The 17,322-nt window shown below is 64.4% G+C and carries 19 protein-coding genes; 8 read left to right on the top strand and 11 right to left on the bottom strand.

Annotated features, from left to right (window positions below; all coding sequences use genetic code 11):
• The first annotated feature begins 143 nt into the window (after positions 1-143).
• Positions 144-620 (top strand): GNAT family N-acetyltransferase, encoded by a 477-nt coding sequence (locus JOF28_RS12170; protein WP_209705983.1) that lies wholly within the window; start codon positions 144-146, stop codon positions 618-620.
• 115 nt (positions 621-735) lie between these two features.
• Here JOF28_RS12170 and JOF28_RS12165 read toward each other — a convergent pair whose 3' ends face one another.
• Positions 736-1,101 carry a hypothetical protein gene (locus tag JOF28_RS12165; protein WP_209705982.1) on the bottom strand — a complete coding sequence of 122 codons (366 nt, stop codon included), beginning with the start codon at positions 1,099-1,101 and terminating at the stop codon, positions 736-738.
• 119 nt (positions 1,102-1,220) lie between these two features.
• Here JOF28_RS12165 and JOF28_RS14600 point away from each other — a divergent pair, with 119 nt between their 5' ends.
• Positions 1,221-1,652 (top strand): DUF2127 domain-containing protein, encoded by a 432-nt coding sequence (locus tag JOF28_RS14600; RefSeq protein WP_342452170.1) that lies wholly within the window; start codon positions 1,221-1,223, stop codon positions 1,650-1,652.
• A gap of 13 nt (positions 1,653-1,665) precedes the next feature.
• Here the strand turns inward: JOF28_RS14600 and JOF28_RS12155 are convergent, their stop codons facing one another.
• The 3 genes from JOF28_RS12155 to JOF28_RS12145 form a co-directional block, all read right to left on the bottom strand.
• Positions 1,666-2,481: a hypothetical protein gene (locus tag JOF28_RS12155; protein ID WP_209705980.1), complete on the bottom strand. Its 816-nt coding sequence runs from the start codon at positions 2,479-2,481 to the stop codon at positions 1,666-1,668.
• 399 nt (positions 2,482-2,880) lie between these two features.
• Complete coding sequence (locus JOF28_RS12150; RefSeq protein WP_209705979.1) at positions 2,881-3,165, bottom strand: hypothetical protein; 285 nt, start codon at positions 3,163-3,165, stop codon at positions 2,881-2,883.
• Between the two features lie 21 nt (positions 3,166-3,186).
• Positions 3,187-3,360: a hypothetical protein gene (locus JOF28_RS12145; protein ID WP_209705978.1), complete on the bottom strand. Its 174-nt coding sequence runs from the start codon at positions 3,358-3,360 to the stop codon at positions 3,187-3,189.
• A gap of 84 nt (positions 3,361-3,444) precedes the next feature.
• On the opposite strand from JOF28_RS12145, the gene JOF28_RS12140 reads away from it, so the two are divergent.
• Complete coding sequence (locus JOF28_RS12140; RefSeq protein ID WP_425342480.1) at positions 3,445-4,245, top strand: formylglycine-generating enzyme family protein; 801 nt, start codon at positions 3,445-3,447, stop codon at positions 4,243-4,245.
• A gap of 60 nt (positions 4,246-4,305) precedes the next feature.
• On the opposite strand, the gene JOF28_RS12135 is transcribed toward JOF28_RS12140, so the two are convergent.
• From JOF28_RS12135 to JOF28_RS12120, 4 genes are all read right to left on the bottom strand, one after another.
• Positions 4,306-6,594, bottom strand: a complete 2,289-nt coding sequence (locus JOF28_RS12135) for a YhgE/Pip family protein (protein ID WP_209705977.1) — start codon at positions 6,592-6,594, stop codon at positions 4,306-4,308.
• 22 nt (positions 6,595-6,616) lie between these two features.
• On the bottom strand, positions 6,617-7,195 hold the full coding sequence (locus JOF28_RS12130; RefSeq protein ID WP_209705976.1) for a TetR/AcrR family transcriptional regulator: 579 nt from the start codon (positions 7,193-7,195) through the stop codon (positions 6,617-6,619).
• Positions 7,196-7,360: 165 nt separating this feature from the next.
• A complete protein-coding gene (gene ypfJ, locus JOF28_RS12125) occupies positions 7,361-8,254 on the bottom strand; it encodes a KPN_02809 family neutral zinc metallopeptidase (protein WP_209705975.1) in 894 nt (297 codons plus the stop codon).
• A gap of 169 nt (positions 8,255-8,423) precedes the next feature.
• Entirely contained in the window at positions 8,424-8,858 is a 435-nt protein-coding gene (locus JOF28_RS12120) for an SRPBCC domain-containing protein (RefSeq protein ID WP_245189963.1), read from the bottom strand.
• Positions 8,859-9,120: 262 nt separating this feature from the next.
• Between JOF28_RS12120 and JOF28_RS12115 the strand changes: the two genes are divergently transcribed.
• The 4 genes from JOF28_RS12115 to JOF28_RS12100 all read left to right on the top strand — a co-directional run bounded on the left by JOF28_RS12115 (position 9,121) and on the right by JOF28_RS12100 (position 12,665).
• Positions 9,121-9,843, top strand: a complete 723-nt coding sequence (locus JOF28_RS12115) for a VIT1/CCC1 transporter family protein (protein ID WP_209705973.1) — start codon at positions 9,121-9,123, stop codon at positions 9,841-9,843.
• Positions 9,844-10,082: 239 nt separating this feature from the next.
• Complete coding sequence (locus JOF28_RS12110) at positions 10,083-11,216, top strand: fatty acid desaturase family protein (RefSeq protein WP_209705972.1); 1,134 nt, start codon at positions 10,083-10,085, stop codon at positions 11,214-11,216.
• A gap of 148 nt (positions 11,217-11,364) precedes the next feature.
• Positions 11,365-11,733 (top strand): MGMT family protein, encoded by a 369-nt coding sequence (locus JOF28_RS12105; protein ID WP_209705971.1) that lies wholly within the window; start codon positions 11,365-11,367, stop codon positions 11,731-11,733.
• Positions 11,730-12,665, top strand: a complete 936-nt coding sequence (locus JOF28_RS12100) for a LysR family transcriptional regulator (RefSeq protein ID WP_342452169.1) — start codon at positions 11,730-11,732, stop codon at positions 12,663-12,665. The genes JOF28_RS12105 and JOF28_RS12100 overlap by 4 nt, the downstream gene beginning before the upstream one ends.
• Before the next feature lie 102 nt (positions 12,666-12,767).
• Here JOF28_RS12100 and JOF28_RS12095 read toward each other — a convergent pair whose 3' ends face one another.
• Positions 12,768-13,388 carry a LysE family translocator gene (locus tag JOF28_RS12095; RefSeq protein ID WP_209705970.1) on the bottom strand — a complete coding sequence of 207 codons (621 nt, stop codon included), beginning with the start codon at positions 13,386-13,388 and terminating at the stop codon, positions 12,768-12,770.
• A gap of 84 nt (positions 13,389-13,472) precedes the next feature.
• On the opposite strand from JOF28_RS12095, the gene JOF28_RS12090 reads away from it, so the two are divergent.
• Positions 13,473-13,925 (top strand): Lrp/AsnC family transcriptional regulator, encoded by a 453-nt coding sequence (locus JOF28_RS12090; RefSeq protein WP_209705969.1) that lies wholly within the window; start codon positions 13,473-13,475, stop codon positions 13,923-13,925.
• A 10-nt stretch (positions 13,926-13,935) separates the two neighbouring features.
• Here the strand turns inward: JOF28_RS12090 and pip are convergent, their stop codons facing one another.
• Together pip and JOF28_RS12080 are read right to left on the bottom strand one after the other, a co-directional pair.
• On the bottom strand, positions 13,936-14,931 hold the full coding sequence (gene pip / locus JOF28_RS12085) for a prolyl aminopeptidase (protein WP_209705968.1): 996 nt from the start codon (positions 14,929-14,931) through the stop codon (positions 13,936-13,938).
• A gap of 159 nt (positions 14,932-15,090) precedes the next feature.
• Complete coding sequence (locus JOF28_RS12080; protein WP_209705967.1) at positions 15,091-17,175, bottom strand: acyl-CoA dehydrogenase family protein; 2,085 nt, start codon at positions 17,173-17,175, stop codon at positions 15,091-15,093.
• Between the last annotated feature and the right edge of the window lie 147 nt (positions 17,176-17,322).

The raw sequence follows: 17,322 nt of genomic DNA, 5'->3' as shown, positions 1-17,322 counted from the left end.
ACGAACCAGCTGGGCCCCGAATACAACCTGCACGTCCTCGAGCCGTTTGCGAAGCACGCAGCATCCGCGCTCCGCTGGAAGTCGAATACGGAGGGGCCTGTTCAGTGGTGCACGCTCTAATAGAGACCCAATAGAGTTCGACCATGAGTCCCACCCTGTCGCCGTTGGCCCCCGAGGATTTCCCTGAGTGGCTGGAACGCAGCACGCGAGAGTATGCGTCCGATCTCGTTTCTCTCGGAAATACTCGAGAAGCGGCAGAACAGAAGGCCAGGACAACTCTTCTCGGGGCTTTCCCCGAAGGCCACCCAACTGCAGAGAATGCCGTATTTCATGTGAAGGACGAAGGTTCTTCGGTCATCGGCTACGCATGGGTCGGGCGCGACTATTCGGAAGACCCCACTGCTTGGTGGGTGTGGGACATCTTGATCGAGGCGGAGCACCGAGGGAAGGGATACGGCAGGGCAGGAATGCAACTCGCTGAGGGTTATGCGCGTTCGCACGGGGCAGCCACCCTAGGTCTCAGTGTCTTCGGGTTCAATACCTCCGCGCGCAAACTCTATGATTCGCTCGGGTACGAAACCACAAGCATCAAGATGCGAAAGAACTTGGCAATCGACTAGTCCCTCTGCACGGCTCGAATGCAGCCCGCACTTTCTCGAGATATTCGCCGTGCATGTTGCTCCTGCGCCAGGCTGGAAGCTGAACGCGTAGGGGCTATTCGAGGGGGTACACGCTCTAGTCGAGCTGCGCCGCAGTACTGACCATTTGCTGGCACGCTTCAAGGTCAGCGACTGACAGGTACAACCTGTCAAACGGCCGCCCACCCGATACTGCGATGGTTAATACCGAGCCTCGACCCGAAAAGTTCCAGTAGTGCCGCTCCTGTTCTGGGTGAAACGTACCGACCAGTTTGCCGAATGCGTCGAGCCCAGGGCCACGCCACCCGGTAGGTACCCAATGCGGGCGGTGCTCTATCTGTACGTCGGTGATGCATGACAGCGGCACGGTGATTCGCTTTCGCAACCCCCACACTCGATCCATGCCCCGGGGAATCACGATGAGAGCATCATCGACGATCTTCAACGTGTTTCTGGCTGTCATCGCCGCTCCTCACAAAATGGGTTCATCGCTTATTCACGATCTAATCATGGGCAGCCAAATTCAAGCTCCTGAGCGGCGTACCCTGGCCGGTATTCACGCGCCGCCATACAATGAGAATCGTGACGAAGCCAGCCCCACGGCCATCTTCCAGGCGGCAAATTCGATGGGCAGCGATCCTTCAACTCGTGCAGGGTGGCCTGTTGGAAGGCCTCCCCTTCCTCGCGCTTCCGATCTTGTTAGCCTTCGGGGTAGACGGGTCGATGCTCGCCCGCGGGTTCTCATTTATCGTGCCGTTCTTCGACGACAATCTCTTTCTCATGATGGCGCTCAGCGGAGTCTTTGCCGCGCTGCGCATCATCGGTGCCGTTGGGCTGTTCAAAGACCGCATGTGGGGGTACATGCTCAGCATGATCAACTGCGTCGTCACGCTCGCGCTCATGATATTCATGCTGCCCGCGGGCATCGCAGACGGTGTACTTTCGGGTGCCGCACTCATTCTGCTGTTGCTCGCTCGTTACGGCGATGCGCCCCTACTCGGACAGAATCCCTAACCTGCTCCTAAGCTCAGACCAGCACGGGTGCAGGGCGCAAGCGCTGCGCCACCCGCAGTTCACCCAGGTGTTTCACGAGCGGCGCATGGCTTGCGGGGAATTGCATGGTGCGATGCAGGTAGACAAAGGCCGCCAACGCGAGAAAACTCGCCAGCAGTTTGTCGATCACAGAGGTTATGACGTTCTCAGACAGCAGGGCCACCGCGAAGGCCGGCCCCAGCGACTGCAGCGCGTCAAACACAGTGGCTTCCTCTGAGCTGAGCCCCGTGAGGATCAGGTTGATCGGCACCCCGACGGCCGAACAAGCGAGCGCCGCAGCAACTCCAAGAAGTGCGAACCGGCAGAAGTCGCTGCCCATCTTGAAGTAGCGAATCCCATAGCCCCACACCAGGGCACCCGTCACGTTCACGAGGCCGAAGAAAATACCGGAATCGAAGTAAGTGAAGAGCGCCAGCCCCTGGGACGCAACCGCGACGGCGGCCCCGTACCAGGGGCCCAGCACAATGGCGGCAATGCAGGTGCCGATCATGTCGAGAAATAGCGACAGCCCAAAGTGTACGTTCAGCTCCCTACCGATGCGGTTAATGAGCACCGCTGCGATCATCACCCATACGACCGTTCCCCAGCTCAACTTCGCTGGACGCAGCGTTTCGATCGCGTTGGTCACCGGGCGCAAAGCTGATGAGGTCAGTGACGTTCGGGCCGGGGTCTCCTGAGTAGTCCGAGTCTCCTGAATCGTCTGCGGCGAGCGCTCGGCTTGTCTGCGCGCGTCAAGATAGCGGGTCAGCCATCGTTCGGATTCTGCTTCGTCGCCGGTGAGCACCAGCACGATGTCTTGCAGCAGAGCCGTATCGATTCGTGCGCGCCCCGTGCGAAAGCAGCTGTAGACCGTGGATCGCGGGGTGCGCGCGGCGGCCTCGTGAAGTCCTCGCGTCTCTCGCAACTCAGATATCTGCAGCGCAAGATCGGCGTATGAAATTCCGCTGGTCTCACGCAGGTGCTGCAGTTCAATAGCGAAACGGTCGAGCGGTTCTGAAAGTGCTTACGCAGCCGAACCATCGTTCATCATAAGGGTGTCTCCCCAACTAGCAACGGTTCATATGGCGCATCAGACATACAGGCCGTAGCCACCAGTGCTTTGATATTTCAATCCCATGCACCAGTAGTTCGGCCAGTTCAGGGTTGTCCAGGGTTGTTCGACCCAACCCCACCTCAGCCTCGGGCCGGGCTATTCGTGCGATGCCATGGCAGGTATGACGACGGCCAGCGCCGCGCCCTGTTCGTCATCTGTGGTGGCGTTGAAATTGAGGCTTTCGACGCCTTCCGCAGGTGTGGCAAGCAGCTCGCGGTGTGTCTCGCCATCGCATTCAAGGCTCACCGGCCCGCCGCTCGTGGCAGAGGCGGCGCTCTGCACGCTGTAGGTCACGTCGATGACCGCACCGCCAAAACAGGCCATGCTGAGACGATCAAGTCGCACCACCTCTGGGTAGGTGAACGTGACACCGCCGTTCACAGCCGTTTTCGAGTCGACCGCCTACACCTGGATGGTGCCGCCGCTGAGGGCATCTTCTGTGGTGAACGCTGCTTCGACGAATTCAGCCGCCTGCTGTTGGGCGTCGGTCATATCAAGGGTGGGGCTCTGCGCGCACGCCGCGAGGGCTCCCACCATCACCGCTGAAATACCCAGAGATACGATTCGCCGTTGCATGCTCGCACTCTATCAATGCGGTGCAGGTGACTCCTCGTTACCGCGGCTCTGTTCGGCTGTCGTGCCCCGTGAGACACTGGGCGCGTGATTGATTTCAGGCTTCGCGATCTTGCGGCAGGCACGGTGGAGCTGCACGATGCTCGCCGTGGCCGGCGGTGGACCGAAGCCCTTGAGCCGTTCGCGATCGCAGAGGTGCCGATCACCGCGCAGCAGTACGCGAGCATCACTGGAGCGGACGCAGCCTCGGCGGCTACCACTATGGCGAACGCAGTCGAACAGAACGCCACCGTGCCCAACGGGTCTGCCCCGGCAGTCAATGTGACCTGGCTCGATGCGGTGCGCTTCTGCAACGCGGCATCGCTGCAGGCAGGGTTCTCCCCCGCCTACGAGCTGCATGAATCAGGCATCGTTTGGAATGTGCAGGCCAACGGCTACCGACTTCCCACCGAGGCCGAGTGGGAGTACGCGTGCCGCACACACACGATTGGCCCGCACTATGCCCCGCTCGGTGAGGCCGCGTGGACCGCGCTCGACGGCCTCGAGCAACCGCAGCCGGTGGGACTCAGAACCCCTAATGCGTTTGGGCTGTACGACATGCTTGGTAATGCGTGGGAGTGGTGCTGGGATTTTTTGGACCCCGCGAGATATGGCGACTACCGCGTCTTTCGGGGCGGCGGGTTCGCCGACCCCGCGTGGAGCGTGCGCGCCTCTACCCGCCGCGGCGGTGCCCCCGATATGAGTCACACCGATCTCGGATTTCGTGTCGCGCGGGGTGGCTTCACCGACCGTGAGGTGGTGCAGGGGTGGTCGGCGCAGGCCGATGCCGCGCGAGGCGCCGCGGCCGGGGCCCTGCCAGTGGGCTGGACCCCGCGCGATCGCCCATAGCGCGCCGCCAGCGAAGGCACCGACGAAAGCACCTTCGAAGCCACCGGCGAGAACGCAGGCCTATGCAGCGGCCAGCACCCCCGCGGGTATCTCGGCTCCTGCCGGTTCTGCGTGTGACAGGCCGCGACGCTTCAGCGTCACCGCCCCCACTGCGACTACCACCGCGCCAATAAACCAGCACGACAGCACCCACACGGCGGTGCTCACGCCGATCGTGCCGCCCGCAATCATCGAACGGAACGCTTCAACCGGATAGGTCAGGGGCAACCAAGAGTTGAGGGTCTGGAAAAGATCGGGAGCCGTTTGGATCGGATATGACCCGCCCGCAGAAGCGAGCTGGAACACCATGAACACGAGCGCGACGAAGCGGCCCGCGGGCCCGAGCAGCGCGATCAGTGCCTGGTTGATGGCGAAGAAGGTGAGACTCGTGAGCAGCGCGATACCGAAGGCGCCGGCGAGATTCTCGAGTTCAATGCCGACCGCGAAGTGCACAACACCAACCATCAGCATGCTCTGCACCAGCGCCATCAGCGCGCCGGGCGCGAGGCTGCGCAGCGCGACACCAATTGAGCTGCCGCGGCCAGCCATCAGCTTGGGCTTCAGCGCAGGCATCATCATGTAGAATGCGAGCGCGCCCACCCACAGCGACAGCCCCATGAAGTAGGGGGCGAGGCCATAACCGTATTCGGGCACTTCGTTGATGCGTTCTTGCTCGAGCACCACGGGGGCGGCCGAGACCTGCGACAGTTGGCGGGCCTCGTCGTCTGAGTAGTTGGGAATGTCGTGCACGCCGTCGTTCAGGACCGTGGAGAGTTCGTCGGCCCCCTTCGAGAGTTCGCCGAGGCCGTCGTCGAGGGTGCTCGCCCCGGTGACCGCAGACGAGGCGCCGTCTTTCAGCGTCACGGTGCCTTCCGCGAGCTGCGCAGCGCCCGAGCTCAGCGCCGGCATGCCGGCCGCGAGCTGGTCGGCGCCGGTGTGCGCCGATCCGATGCCCTCGACCAGGGTGGCGAGCCCGGTTTGCAGCGCGCTCGCCCCGTCAGAGACCTGCGTAGCACCGCCCGAGAGTTGCGCGGCTCCGTCAGAAACCTGGTCGGCCCCCGTGACGAGTTTCGTCGACTCGTCAGACACGGTTTGGGCCCCGGTGGCCACGGAGCGGCCGCCGGCCGCAAGCTTCGTGAGCCCGGTTTCCTCGTCACCCACGAGCGCCGTGGTGCCCGCGGCGAGCGCGGTGAGCCCTGTTCCGTTCTCGCCCACGAGCGAAGCGCTGCCCGCGGCCAGCCCGTTGAGGGTGGCGAGGCGCTGGTCGTCGGTCATCACGCTGTAGTTCGCGATGAGTGCGTCGAGCCCGTCGTCGAGCGTGGTGGCCCCGGTAAGCGCGGCACCGGCGCCGGTGTTAAGTGTTTGCGCACCGGCGAGGGCGGTCTCGCCGCCATCGGCTACCTGCCCGGCCCCCAGCGCGAGGGTGCCAAGCGCTTCTGACAGCGATGAGGCGCCCGTCGCGACCTCGCTCGCACCGGTCGCGAGGGTGCCCGCGCCCGTCGCGGTTTGCACGGCACCATCGGCGAGCGCCTTCGTGTTCTCGGGTACCGCGGCGGCCCCCTCGTTGAGCGTCTGAAGACCGGTCGCGAGCGACGAAGCGCCCTCGGTCGCAGTTACGGTGCCAGCAGCGAGCGTGGCCGCGCCATCAGACAGATCAACGGTGCCGTCGGCGATTTCTTGCAGGCCGACGACGAGCTCGCCCGAGCCGTCTGCGGCATCGACCGCGCCGCCCGCGAGTTCGCTCGCGCCATCGGCGGCGTCGGTGATGCTGCCGTGCACATCGGTGAACCCGAGGTAGACGTTCTCGAGATACGTTTCACTCACCTGGGTGCGCAGCGTATCGGTGATCTTTTCGCCCACCGTGGCGGCGATGTTGCCCATGATGAGGTTCGATCCGTCGTTCGTGGCGATCACGAGCTTGGCCTGCGCGGCATCGGCGACCTCGTCAGACCCCGCCGAAACCGCGGCCTGCGAGAAGTCGGCGGGGATCGTGAGCACCACGAGCTGCTTGCCCGCTTCGAGCTGGGCCGCCGCATCGTTAGCGTCCATCACGGTCCAGTCGAAGTTTGTCGATTCTTCGTTGCTGAGCAATTCATCGACGAGGTCATCGCCCAGGTGCTGGGTGCTGCCGTCGGCGGCCTCTGCGGCCTCATCGACGTTTACGATCGCCGCGGGAATCGAGCTGAGATTGTGCGTGGGATCAACGTTCGACCAAACCAGCAGCCCCGCATAAATCAGCGGGATAAGTGCAATGGCGGCGCAGACCACAATGGGCCAGAGCGCGGTAAAGATTCGGTCTTTCGATTTCATGAGGTCTTTCAGCAGGGGTGAATCATGCCGCCCGTGAGGCGGGGACAGAAGAAATGAGAATGGCAGAGAACCGGTGCGCGGCCGACTGCAGATCGGTGCCGCCAGCTTCAAGCCAGCGCACTACCGACCACGTAATTCCCGCGGCGAGAAACTCGGCCCGCTCGCGAGCGGCCTCGTTATCTGCCCGGATCGCGGGCGAGAACGGTGCGACGTCGAGGAACCTGGTGGCGAGAATGTCGATGATGTCGGAGACCGGGGTGATCCCCGAGTCGTGCAGCACCGCGAGGTAGAACACCGAGTAATCGGTGAGGTGAGTGAGCAGAATGGTCATCGACTCGTGAGAGACGGTCTCCCACTCGGCCTGCGGATCTGGGGCGGGCACCAACGCGAACGCGCTGTTGAGGCGCATCAGCGCCGCGGCGTGCACCAGCGCAGACATGCTCTTGAAGTGTTGGTAGAACGTGGGGCGACTCACCGCCGCCAGCTTCACGATGTCGGTGATGCTAATCGAAGCAGGAAGGGTTCCCTCGTCGAGCGCACCGATCATGGCCTCAACGAGAGCGGCGCGACTGCGTGCAGCGCGGGGATCAATCTCGGTCATGCATCTACTTTACGAACGTAAAGGAAGCATCGCAAGTTGATTTCTCTCAGGTTTGGAGCGTTCGGTCAGGTTTCTACCCACCCCGGTTGCTACACCCGGGCAGCACAAAGCCACCCGCCTGCACCGCGATGAGCGAGGTGCAGACGGGTGGCTTTGGTGACCGCGTTACAGCTTGTTGGCTGCGACGTCGAAGGTGCCGCATGATCCGGCACCTTCGGTGTAGCCCACATCGAACCAGCGCTGGCGCTGCTCAGAGGTGCCGTGGCTGAAGCGCTCGGGGTTGACCTTCATACCGGCGTTCTCCATGATCGTGTCGTCACCGATCGCGGCGGCGGCGTTCAACGCATCTGCGACCTGTGCGTTCGTCACCGGCTTCAAGAATGGTACGCCCTGGTTGTCGGTGACGGTCGTGGCGTCTTTCACCCAAGCTCCGGCGAAGCAATCGGCCTGCAGTTCGAGGCGCACCGAGCCCGAGGCCGGGCCCGTCTCATTGCCGACGCCCTGCATGGAACCGATGAGGTTTGAGATGTGGTGACCCCACTCGTGCGCAAGCACGTACATCTGAGCGAGCGACCCGCCCGATGCGCCGTAGTCACTGCGCAGCGTCTCGAAGAATGCGACGTCCATAAAGATGGACTCGTCTGCCGGGCAGTAGAACGGCCCCGTCGCGGCCGAAGCGGCGCCGCACCCCGACTGGGTCTGCCCCTCGAACAGCACGACGTCTTCGGGGCCGCGATAGTTGTCTACCTGGGTGGCCCAGAACCGGTCGAGCGAGTCACTGGCACCAGCCATGCGGCACTCGGTGTCGCTGTTGGCCGCAGCCCCCGTGGTGCACTCGTCGAGCGGGGCCGACTGCTCTTGCGAGTTCGAGCTGCCGCCGCCAATGATCTGCTCCACCACGGGGGCGTAGGAGGTGAGGTCGACACCCAGCAGCTGTGACCCCAGGGCGAGCAGCAACACCACGCCGATGCCGCCGCCCGCGATCATGCCGCCGCGCTTGGCGCCGCTGCGCTTCGACACCTTGCTGGAATCGATACGCACATTATCGTTGAAGGTCAAAGCCGTTCCTGTCCCTGAGGGCCGCTGGGTGACGCCGGTGGATCCATACCGTTTTCACGGCTGGCTGATGCAGTCGAGTTTAGTAGAAAACTGGAGTGTTCAGCGGGCAAGAAGTGTGGGCGCCACGGGCGTAGCCGAAGCAGCTCGGCGGAGCCACACGCCACTCGACTTACATGGCCCGAAAGGCCTCACTCATCACCGGGAAGTAGTACTCAAAGCTCGGTTTTTCGGCGCCCTCGGTCGCGGCCACCAGCAGGTCGAGGTAGTACTCCCACCCGGGGCCAATCTCACCAATCTCCACGCGCTCAGTGAGCAGATGTGTGAACAGCAGCAGCGTGTCTTCGGGGCCGTCTTCTTGCAGCTGGAACGAAATCTCCCAGTCGGCACCCTCGTCAAGCACGTGCAGCACGAGGGCCTTGGGGGCCGCGCAGCCGCGAATGCTCACGCGCAGGGCGGGCTCGTTAGATTCGAACCGCATGCGCACGCGCACGCTTCCGCCGGGGCGCGCATCGCCCTCCCACGGGCCGAACCACTGTTCGGTCAGTTCAGAATCGGTCAGATATTCCCAGGCTTCCTCGATCGGCATCGCGAGCGAGCGAGCCATCTGCAAATACCTGTGTCCCTCACGAGTGACAACACGTCCACTAATATCCACGGGGCCTCCTCAAGCTTGGTTCCAGCGTATCTCGCCGCGCTGACCGCGACGCTGCAAAATGTTCGTCATCACGAACTCACGACATACCTCTGGCCGACGTGTGATCTGGGCTTCTCTCTCACTCGGGATCCTTGGTACGGTAACGAGTCAGCATCACGGCGTGCGCCGTGTGTTTCGGCGCCATGCCCATCACCCCCACAGGAATTGAGTCATGAGCGAGTTCGACATCGCAAAACCGCACGAGTACGACCACAGCCACGCCGACGTCGCATCTGGCTGGTTGCGTGCCAGCGTCTTCGGCGCCATGGATGGGCTCGTCTCGAACGTCGGCCTGATCGCGGGCATCGCGGCGGCGGGTGCGCCGACCGGCGTCGTCGCACTCACGGGCGTTTCGGGGCTCATCGCGGGTGCGATCTCGATGGCCCTGGGCGAATTCACCTCGGTGCGCACCGCCAACGAGCAGCTCGACGCCGAGGTCAGCGTCGAACGCGAGGCTCACGCCCGCAACCCCGAGGGCGAGCAGGCCGAATTGGCCGCGCTGTTTGGCCGCCTCGGCATGCACGAGGGCACCGCGAACGCCGCCGCCGAGCAGGTGCACACCAACAGCGAGAAGGCGATTCGCGTGCACCTGGCGCACGAGCTCGGGCTCAGCCCCGAAGAGAAGCCGTCGCCCCTCGTCGCGGCCGTCTCCTCCTTTATCTCATTCAGCATCGGCGCCATCATTCCCGTGCTGCCGTTCTTGCTCGGCTTCGGCGATCTGTGGTGGGGCCTCGCGTTTGGCGGCGCCGGCCTCCTCATCGCCGGCGGAACCGCCGCGGGCATCACCCGCCGCAGCTGGATCAAGGGTTCACTGCGCCAGCTCGTCTTCGGCGCCGTCGCGGTCGCGGCGACCTACACCATCGGCATGCTGTTGGGCGTCTCAGAATTTAGCTAACCGGGTGGCGCGGGGCGGGCGCGGCACCCCGCTCACGCGCGCACTGGGCGCGGGATCTGATCTTGATCCGGATCCCGCGTTTCTCCCCCAAACCGCCATGCACACCAGTTACACGGCCCACATACCGGTTCGTGCATGCTAAAGCAGGTACATTGGGCGCAGCGATTGGCAAATGCCTTTAGCTTCAGTTTCACCGACCGGGCGTCTTCGCGTCGCCCGAAGGGAACCAGGTGCCGATCATGACGCTGACGTCTACCCTTGCCCAGGATCAGCAAGGCCAACAGCCACAAGGTCAGCTCGGCGAGCTGCGTTACACACGCGCCCGTGCTCAAGACTTCCCTCCGATCGCGAAGGCCTACAAGGAAGTTTCTCTTGAGGTGCGCGAAGCGGGCCTGTTGAAGCGTGCTCGCTGGTTCTACGCCCTGCTCGGTGGCGGCATTCTGCTCGGATTTGCGGCGCTCACCGCCGGGTTCATTCTGCTTGGTGACAGCTGGTTCCAGCTCCTCATCGCTTTCGGCGTGGGCTTTATGCTCACTCAGGTCGCCTTTATCGGCCACGAAGCGGCCCACCGCATCGTGCTCAACACGGGCCCCGCGAACGATCGCCTCGCTCGCGTGATCATCGCCTCTGTGGGCATGAGCTATTCGTGGTGGGACTCAAAGCACTCGCGGCACCACCAGAACCCCAACCGCGTCGGCAAGGACCCCGATATCGAGGTCGACACGATCGCGTTCCTCGAAGAGGATGCGGCGCAGGCTCGCGGTTTTGTGCGCGCCATTAACAAGCGCCAGGGCTGGTTCTTCTTCCCGCTGCTCACGCTTGAGGGTCTCAACCTCCACCTGCACGGTATTCGTCACCTCTGCAGCCGTGGCCCCGTCAAGGGCCGCTGGGCCGAGCTGTCGATGATCACCGCGCGCTTCATTTTGTTCTATGCTCCGATCTTCATGTTCTTGCCGCTCGGTAAGGCATTCGCGTTCTCGGCCGTACAGATCGCCGTGTTTGGCGTGTACATGGGTGCCTCGTTCGCCCCCAACCACAAGGGCATGCCGGTCATCGCCCACGATGCCAAGCTCGACTTCTTCACCAAGCAGGTGCGCACCTCACGCAACGTGAGCGGCGGCTGGTGGTCCACCATCTTGTTCGGCGGCCTGAACTACCAGGCCGAGCACCACCTCTTCCCCAGCATGGCCCGCCCCTACCTGGGCCGCGCCAGCAAGATCGTCAAGGAGCACTGCGAGCGTCTCAACGTGCCCTACACCGAGACCACGATCATGCAGTCGTACGCCATTGTGATCGAGTACTTGAACCGCGTGGGGCTCGCCGCACGCGATCCCTTCGATTGCCCGGCCGCGGCGCAGTTCGGTCGCCGCTAACCCCAGCGAAGTGACAGGCCGACCCGCCCTCGCAGCAGTAACGCGAGCGCGGGTCGGCCTGTGTCATTTCTGGGCTCAGCTGCCCCCGCACCGCCGTTTTCTGAGTTACGCGCACCAGCGCTGCCCGGTGGGCGCGTAGTCTTATCCCATGCCCAGCCCCGAGTTCGTCGACGCCGTGCTTGACGTCGCGCGCCGCATCCCAGCGGGCCGGGTCATGACATACGGTGATGTGGGCCTCGCGGTCGGCTCTTCGGCGCCGCGCGCGGTGGGTCGGGTACTCGCCCTGTTTGGCCACGCGGTGCCGTGGTGGCGGGTGGTGCCCGCGAGCGGTTTGCCACCGCAGGGACACGCACAGCTTGCGCTGCCCCACTATCTTGACGAGGGCACTCCGCTGCGGTTTCCCCGAGATCAGGGCTCCCCCACCACGACATCCCCCAGCACCACCGATTACCGGCTCGCGCTATCAAGCGCCCGCCTGCCCTACACGCACGAAATCTACGCGGAGGTCGCCCTGTGAGCGAACACGATACCCACGCCCCCGAGACCGATGAACTGGAGATCACTGATCTTGCGGTGACCGATCTCGAGGTAACCGGTACAGCTGAGGCCGTGCCCGATCCCACCGCGACTGCGCTGGGCTTGCGTCTCGGGTTCGTGCGCGGCATCGCGCCTACGAAGTGGGCAAAGCGGTACTTGGTCGCCACTCACACGCAGCTGCAGTTGGTGCCGGTGGCTGCGGCGTTCTCACCGCAGAAGCAGATCAGCCCCGACTACGACATGCTGCTCGAGCGCACCGCCCCGGGTGCTGAGCCCGAGCACACCGGCCCCAACGGAAGCCGCCGCGCACTGCGACTGTATGACGAGTCGATCGCGCTGGTAGTGCCCGTCGATCACGAGCTCGCCGAAGAGGCCGAGATTCACGTGCACGATTTATCGCTTATCAATTTGCTCGACCACCCCGATCATGCCCCCGAGTGGCCGGCCCCCACCCCGTGGGATGACCCGGCGTGGAAGCCCCGCAACGCGCGCTCGGCGCTCGATCTCGTCGCCACCGGTGCGGGCGGCATGCTGTTGCCGATGCCGCTGTCGCGCCACCTGTCGAGCAAGAAGGCGCATGCGCTGCTGAAGGTCGTGGGGAACCCGGCGCTCGCGGCGACCACGGTGTGGGCGACGTGGGAGATCGACAGCGACAACGCTGATATGCAGCAGCTCGCCGGCATTCTGCGCGGCCGCACCGCACGCAGTTCACGCGAGGGGTCTCCCGCCGCGGGCGCCCCCACCGCGGCACCGGCCAAGGTGCGACAGGTTCAGCCAAAGAAGGCGAAACCCAAGCTGAAGCCCAACTCTCGTGGCGCCCAGCTCGCTGCGGCAAAGGAGAAGGCCGAGCGCGAAAAGGCCGCACGGCGGGCTGAACGCAAGGGCAAAAAGGGCTCAGGAAAGCGTCGTTAGCTTCTCATTCCATCATTAAATCCTTGTGCATCGCACACATCACGTGCGCGATACACAAGGATTTAATGGATTCTCGGGCACTTTCAGCCCCCGGGTGACCCGTTACCCCAGTAGCTGCTCAGCGACGAGCACAGCGGCGAGTACGAGCATCATGACGCCGCTCGCGTACGACACGTAGCGCGCAAACTCGGGCCGCTGCGACACTACCCGCTTCGACATAAATGCAACGAGCGTGTAGATCACCGCCACGGTGATCGTAAACACGAAGCCGAGCACGAGCATTTGTGCACTCGCTGACCACCCGGCCTGCAACGACACAAATTGGGGCAGCAGCGCCACAAACAACAGCAGCCCCTTGGGGTTCGTGCCGCTCGTGGCCACGCCCTTCGCAAACATGCGACGCAGCGATCCCGGCGTTCCTGCGGCCTCGGCGTAGCTCGCCGCGTGCGCCGAGCGCAGCGTCTGCACACCGAGCCAGCTCAGGTAGGCGGCGCCCACCAGGGTGATGATGCCGAGTGCCCGCGGCGACGAAGCGATCAGTGCGGCCACGCCAAAGGCGGTGGCAACGGTGAGGATCACATAGCCGAGCACCATGCCCGAAATGGCAGGCCAAATACCGCGGCCGCGCACTCCTGTAGCGATCGCGTATCCCCAGTCTGCGCCGGGCAGCACGGCGAAGCCGAGCCCCGAAATTGCGAATGCGCCAAGCAGTGCCATGTCCATGGTCTGAAGCGTAGGGAAAAATCGTCACCAAGTGCTGGTGCGATTGAGCGCAAACCCCCGGGTATCGCGCATAGAATTAGCGCTATGGACGCGATTGATAGAGAAATATTGCACGAGTTGCAAATCTCGGGCAGAGAAAGTGCCACGACACTGGCCCAACACGTGGGGCTCACCGTGGCGCCGACGCTGCGTCGCATGAAAGAACTCGAGGCCAGCGGCGTGATTCGCGGCTATCACGCCGACGTTGACCCCGAGCGTGTGGGCCTCTCGTTTGAAGCCATTGTGTTTGTGCAGCTCAACCTCACTGATGGGCCCACCATTCGTGAGTTCGAGCGCCAGGTCGACGAGCAACCGCAGGTGGTTGAGGGACAGCGCCTCTTCGGCGATATCGACTACCTCTTGCGGGTGCTCGCGCCAGATCTCATGAGTTACCAGCGATTCTTCGACGAGGTGCTCTCGGGGCTCCCCGGCGTGCGCAAGATCACATCGACGATCGTAATGAAGACGCTTAAGGCGCCCATCGTCGTACCGGTGTGACGCGCAAGATTTATTCGCCCGCGCCTTCGCCCGCCGCGGCAGCGAAACGATCGGTGGCGCGCACGAGCGCATCAATGTTGCCGGGCTCGAGTGCCGTGTGCCCGGCGTCGGCGACCATCTCGAACTCGGCTTCGGGCCATGCCCGGTGCAGATCCCACGCAGTGCGGGCGGGCGTGCACACGTCATAGCGCCCTTGCACGATTACCCCGGGAATGCCCGCGAGCTTGTCGGCGGCGTCACGAATGAGCTGCCCGTCTTCCATGAACCCACCGTTCATGAAGAAGTGGTTCTCGATGCGCGCGAACGCCACGGCCGCGGCCTCATCGGCGCGGGCCTCTGCGATGGCCGCTTCATCGGGGTGCAGGTGCACCGTTGAGTTTTCCCACACAGTCCACGCGACGGCTGCCGGCACGTGCACGGCCGGGTCAACGTCGAACAGCCTGCGGTGATACGCGGCCATCAGGTCGCCCCGCTCGGCCTCGGGAATCTGCGCCAGGTATTCCTCCCACACATCGGGGAACAGGTGCGAAGCGCCCGTTTGGTAGAACCACTCAAGTTCGCTCTTGCGCAGGGTAAAGATGCCCCGCAGTACGAGCTCGGTGACGCGCTCGGGGTGTGTCTGCGCGTAGGCCAGCGCGAGCGTCGACCCCCACGATCCACCAAACACCTGCCAGGCGTCGAACCCGCAGTGCTCGCGCAGCAGCTCCATATCGCGCACGAGATGCCAGGTTGTGTTCGTCGCGAGGTCGGCAGCGGGATCACTCGCGTGCGGCAGGCTGCGCCCGCACCCACGCTGATCAAACAACACGATGCGGTACTTCTCGGGGTCGAAGAACCTCCGCTGATCGGTGCCGCAACCGCCGCCCGGGCCGCCGTGCACAAACACCACGGGCTTGCCGGCAGGGTTACCGCACACCTCCCAGTACACCTCGTGCCCATCCCCCACGGCGAGCATGCCGTGGTCATAGGGCTCAATGGGCGGGTACAGGCTACGCAGCTCAGTCATGCCCTCCACTGTAGCGAGCATTCGTGGCTACGAGGCCCCGCATCTCGGCCCCGGTGTCCCCGAGGCCCGGTGGCGCCAGCCCCACAACGAGCCCAGCCCGCGAGCGCCTGTAGGCGACTCGCGGGCTGGGCCGGGATCCGGATCAAATTACATACGCGCTTAACCGACCGCGGTCTCGGCCTTGCGTGCGGCCTTTGCCTTGCTGCGCAGCTCCTTCTCGTGGATCGGCCAGCGGCCCGCCGCCCGCTCGCCCTCGACGTAGGCCTGCGCCTCAGCCTGGCGTTCGGCTTCAATGCCCGTAGCGATTTCGGCGCGCAGCAGCTCGGGGGTGAGCCCAAACGCGGCAACGAGGTCGAGGGACTGGTCGCGCAACCGGCCGATCAGCCGGTCAATGTACGCCGTCACGGCTTCGGCACGGTGCGCCGACATGCGGCCTGCGATCAGGTACCAGGCGGCGTGCTCCTCGATCAGGCCGAGGCCGAAGAGGTCACGCAGCCAGGTGAGTACCCGCTTCGAATCGGCGTCGGTGATGCCTTCGAGTGCCTCGGTGAACGCCTCCCACTGCAGCAGTTCGGCGTGCGCGCGGGCCGCAGCGATCAGCTTGTGCTGCTGCGCGTTGAAGGCAGCCTCCTGCGCGATGGCACGGGCCTGCTTCTGCTCGCGGGGAATCCCCTTCCCGGCTTCGCGCAGGGCGAGGGCCACCTCGGCGACCATCGTTTCGACGCGATCGGCGAGCAGCGCGCGCTGCGCCTCGGGCGCGCGCACGCTCTCGACCGAGCGGCTCACCTGGCCGAGGTCGGCGATGCTCTGCCCCATCTGGCGCAGCCCAAATCGGCTCACCTTGTCGCCCAGCTGGGTGGCCGCGGCCTTCGCCAGCGCGGCCTTGTCGCCGCCGGCGAACTGGGCCGCGTAGTCCTTCAGCAGGCGCTTGCCCACGAGCTGCAGCAGCACGTTGTTGTCGCCCTCGAAGGTGACGTAGATGTCGAGATCGGCGCGCAGTGAGGTGAACCGGTTCTTCGCAATGAACCCGGCACCACCGCACGCTTCGCGGGTCTCTTGCAGCGTATCGAGCGCGGCCCACGTCGACAGCGGCTTGAACGCAGCGGCGAGCGTTTCGAGATCCTCGCGGTTCTCGGCGGTGTCGCGGGCACCCGAGAACACCTCATCGAACACCGTCAGCAGCTTCTCATCAGCGAACGCCATCGCGTAGCTCTGCGCCAGCCTGGGGATCAGGCGGCGCTGGTGCTGACCGTAGTCAAGCAGCACCGTCTCGCGGCCCGAGGCGCCGGGAAACTGGCGGCGCTGGCTGCCGTAGGTGATCGCGATCGTGAGCGCAGCCTGCATCGCGCGCACCGCCGAGCCGTCGAGTGACACACGACCCTGTACGAGGGTGCCGATCATCGTGAAGAAGCGGCGGCCCGGGCTGTCGATCGACGACGAGTAGCTGCCGTCTGCGGCAACATCGCCGTAGCGGTTGAGCAGGTTCGTGCGGGGAATGCGCACGTGTGTGAAGTGCAGCCGCCCGTTGTCGATGCCGTTCAGGCCACCCTTGACACCGTCGTCTTCGCTGCCGATGCCCGGCAGCATGTCGCCCGCAGGGGTGCGAATGGGCACGAAGAAGGCGTGCACGCCGTGGTTCACGCCCTTCGTGATGAGCTGCGCGAAGACCACCGCGGCCTGCCCGTGCAGTGCGGCGTTGCCAAGGAATTCCTTCCACGCGCCCGCGAACGGGGTGTGGATTTCAAATTCTTCGGTGGCCTCGTCATACGTGGCCGTGGTGCCGATCGAGGCCACGTCAGAGCCGTGACCAATCTCGGTCATGGCGAAGGCGCCGGGCAGCTTCAGGCTGATGACGTCGGGCAACCACGCTTCGTGGTGTGCGCGGGTGCCCAGGTGCAAGATGGCTGCGCCGAAGAGGCCCCACTGCACGCCGCCCTTGATCTGCATGGACGGGTCGGCCAGCACGAGCTCTTGGAATGCAGCGATGTTGCCGCCGTGGTTGTCTGCGCCGCCCAGATCTGAGGGGAAGGCCCGCTGAATGGCGCCGTTCTCGACGAGAATACCGAGCTGCGACAGCGCACGCTCACGGTGTTCAGCCATCGGCTGCCCGGGGATGGTGTGCAGCCGCGGGTCTGAGGCGAGGGCGCGAGATTCGAGTCGCTCGGCCTTCCAACGGCCGAGCAGGGCGTCACCCACCTGGGTGACGTTAATGCGGGGTGTCGACTGGGGGCTGGTGGTGCTCATGAGTGCTCCTTTTGACAGCATCTGCGTGTGACAGCATTGTGCATGCCGGGCAACCCGGCGCTGTCGCCAGCCTAGGCATCCGCCCCTGTGCTTTCAAGCAAGCGGGGGTGGGGCGACAAATGTCGCCCCACCCCCGCCCACACCACT

The organism is Leucobacter exalbidus, assembly GCF_017834145.1.
GTDB classification, from domain to species: Bacteria; Actinomycetota; Actinomycetes; order Actinomycetales; family Microbacteriaceae; genus Leucobacter; species Leucobacter exalbidus.
This window is presented reverse-complemented; position numbering and strand designations above follow the sequence as displayed.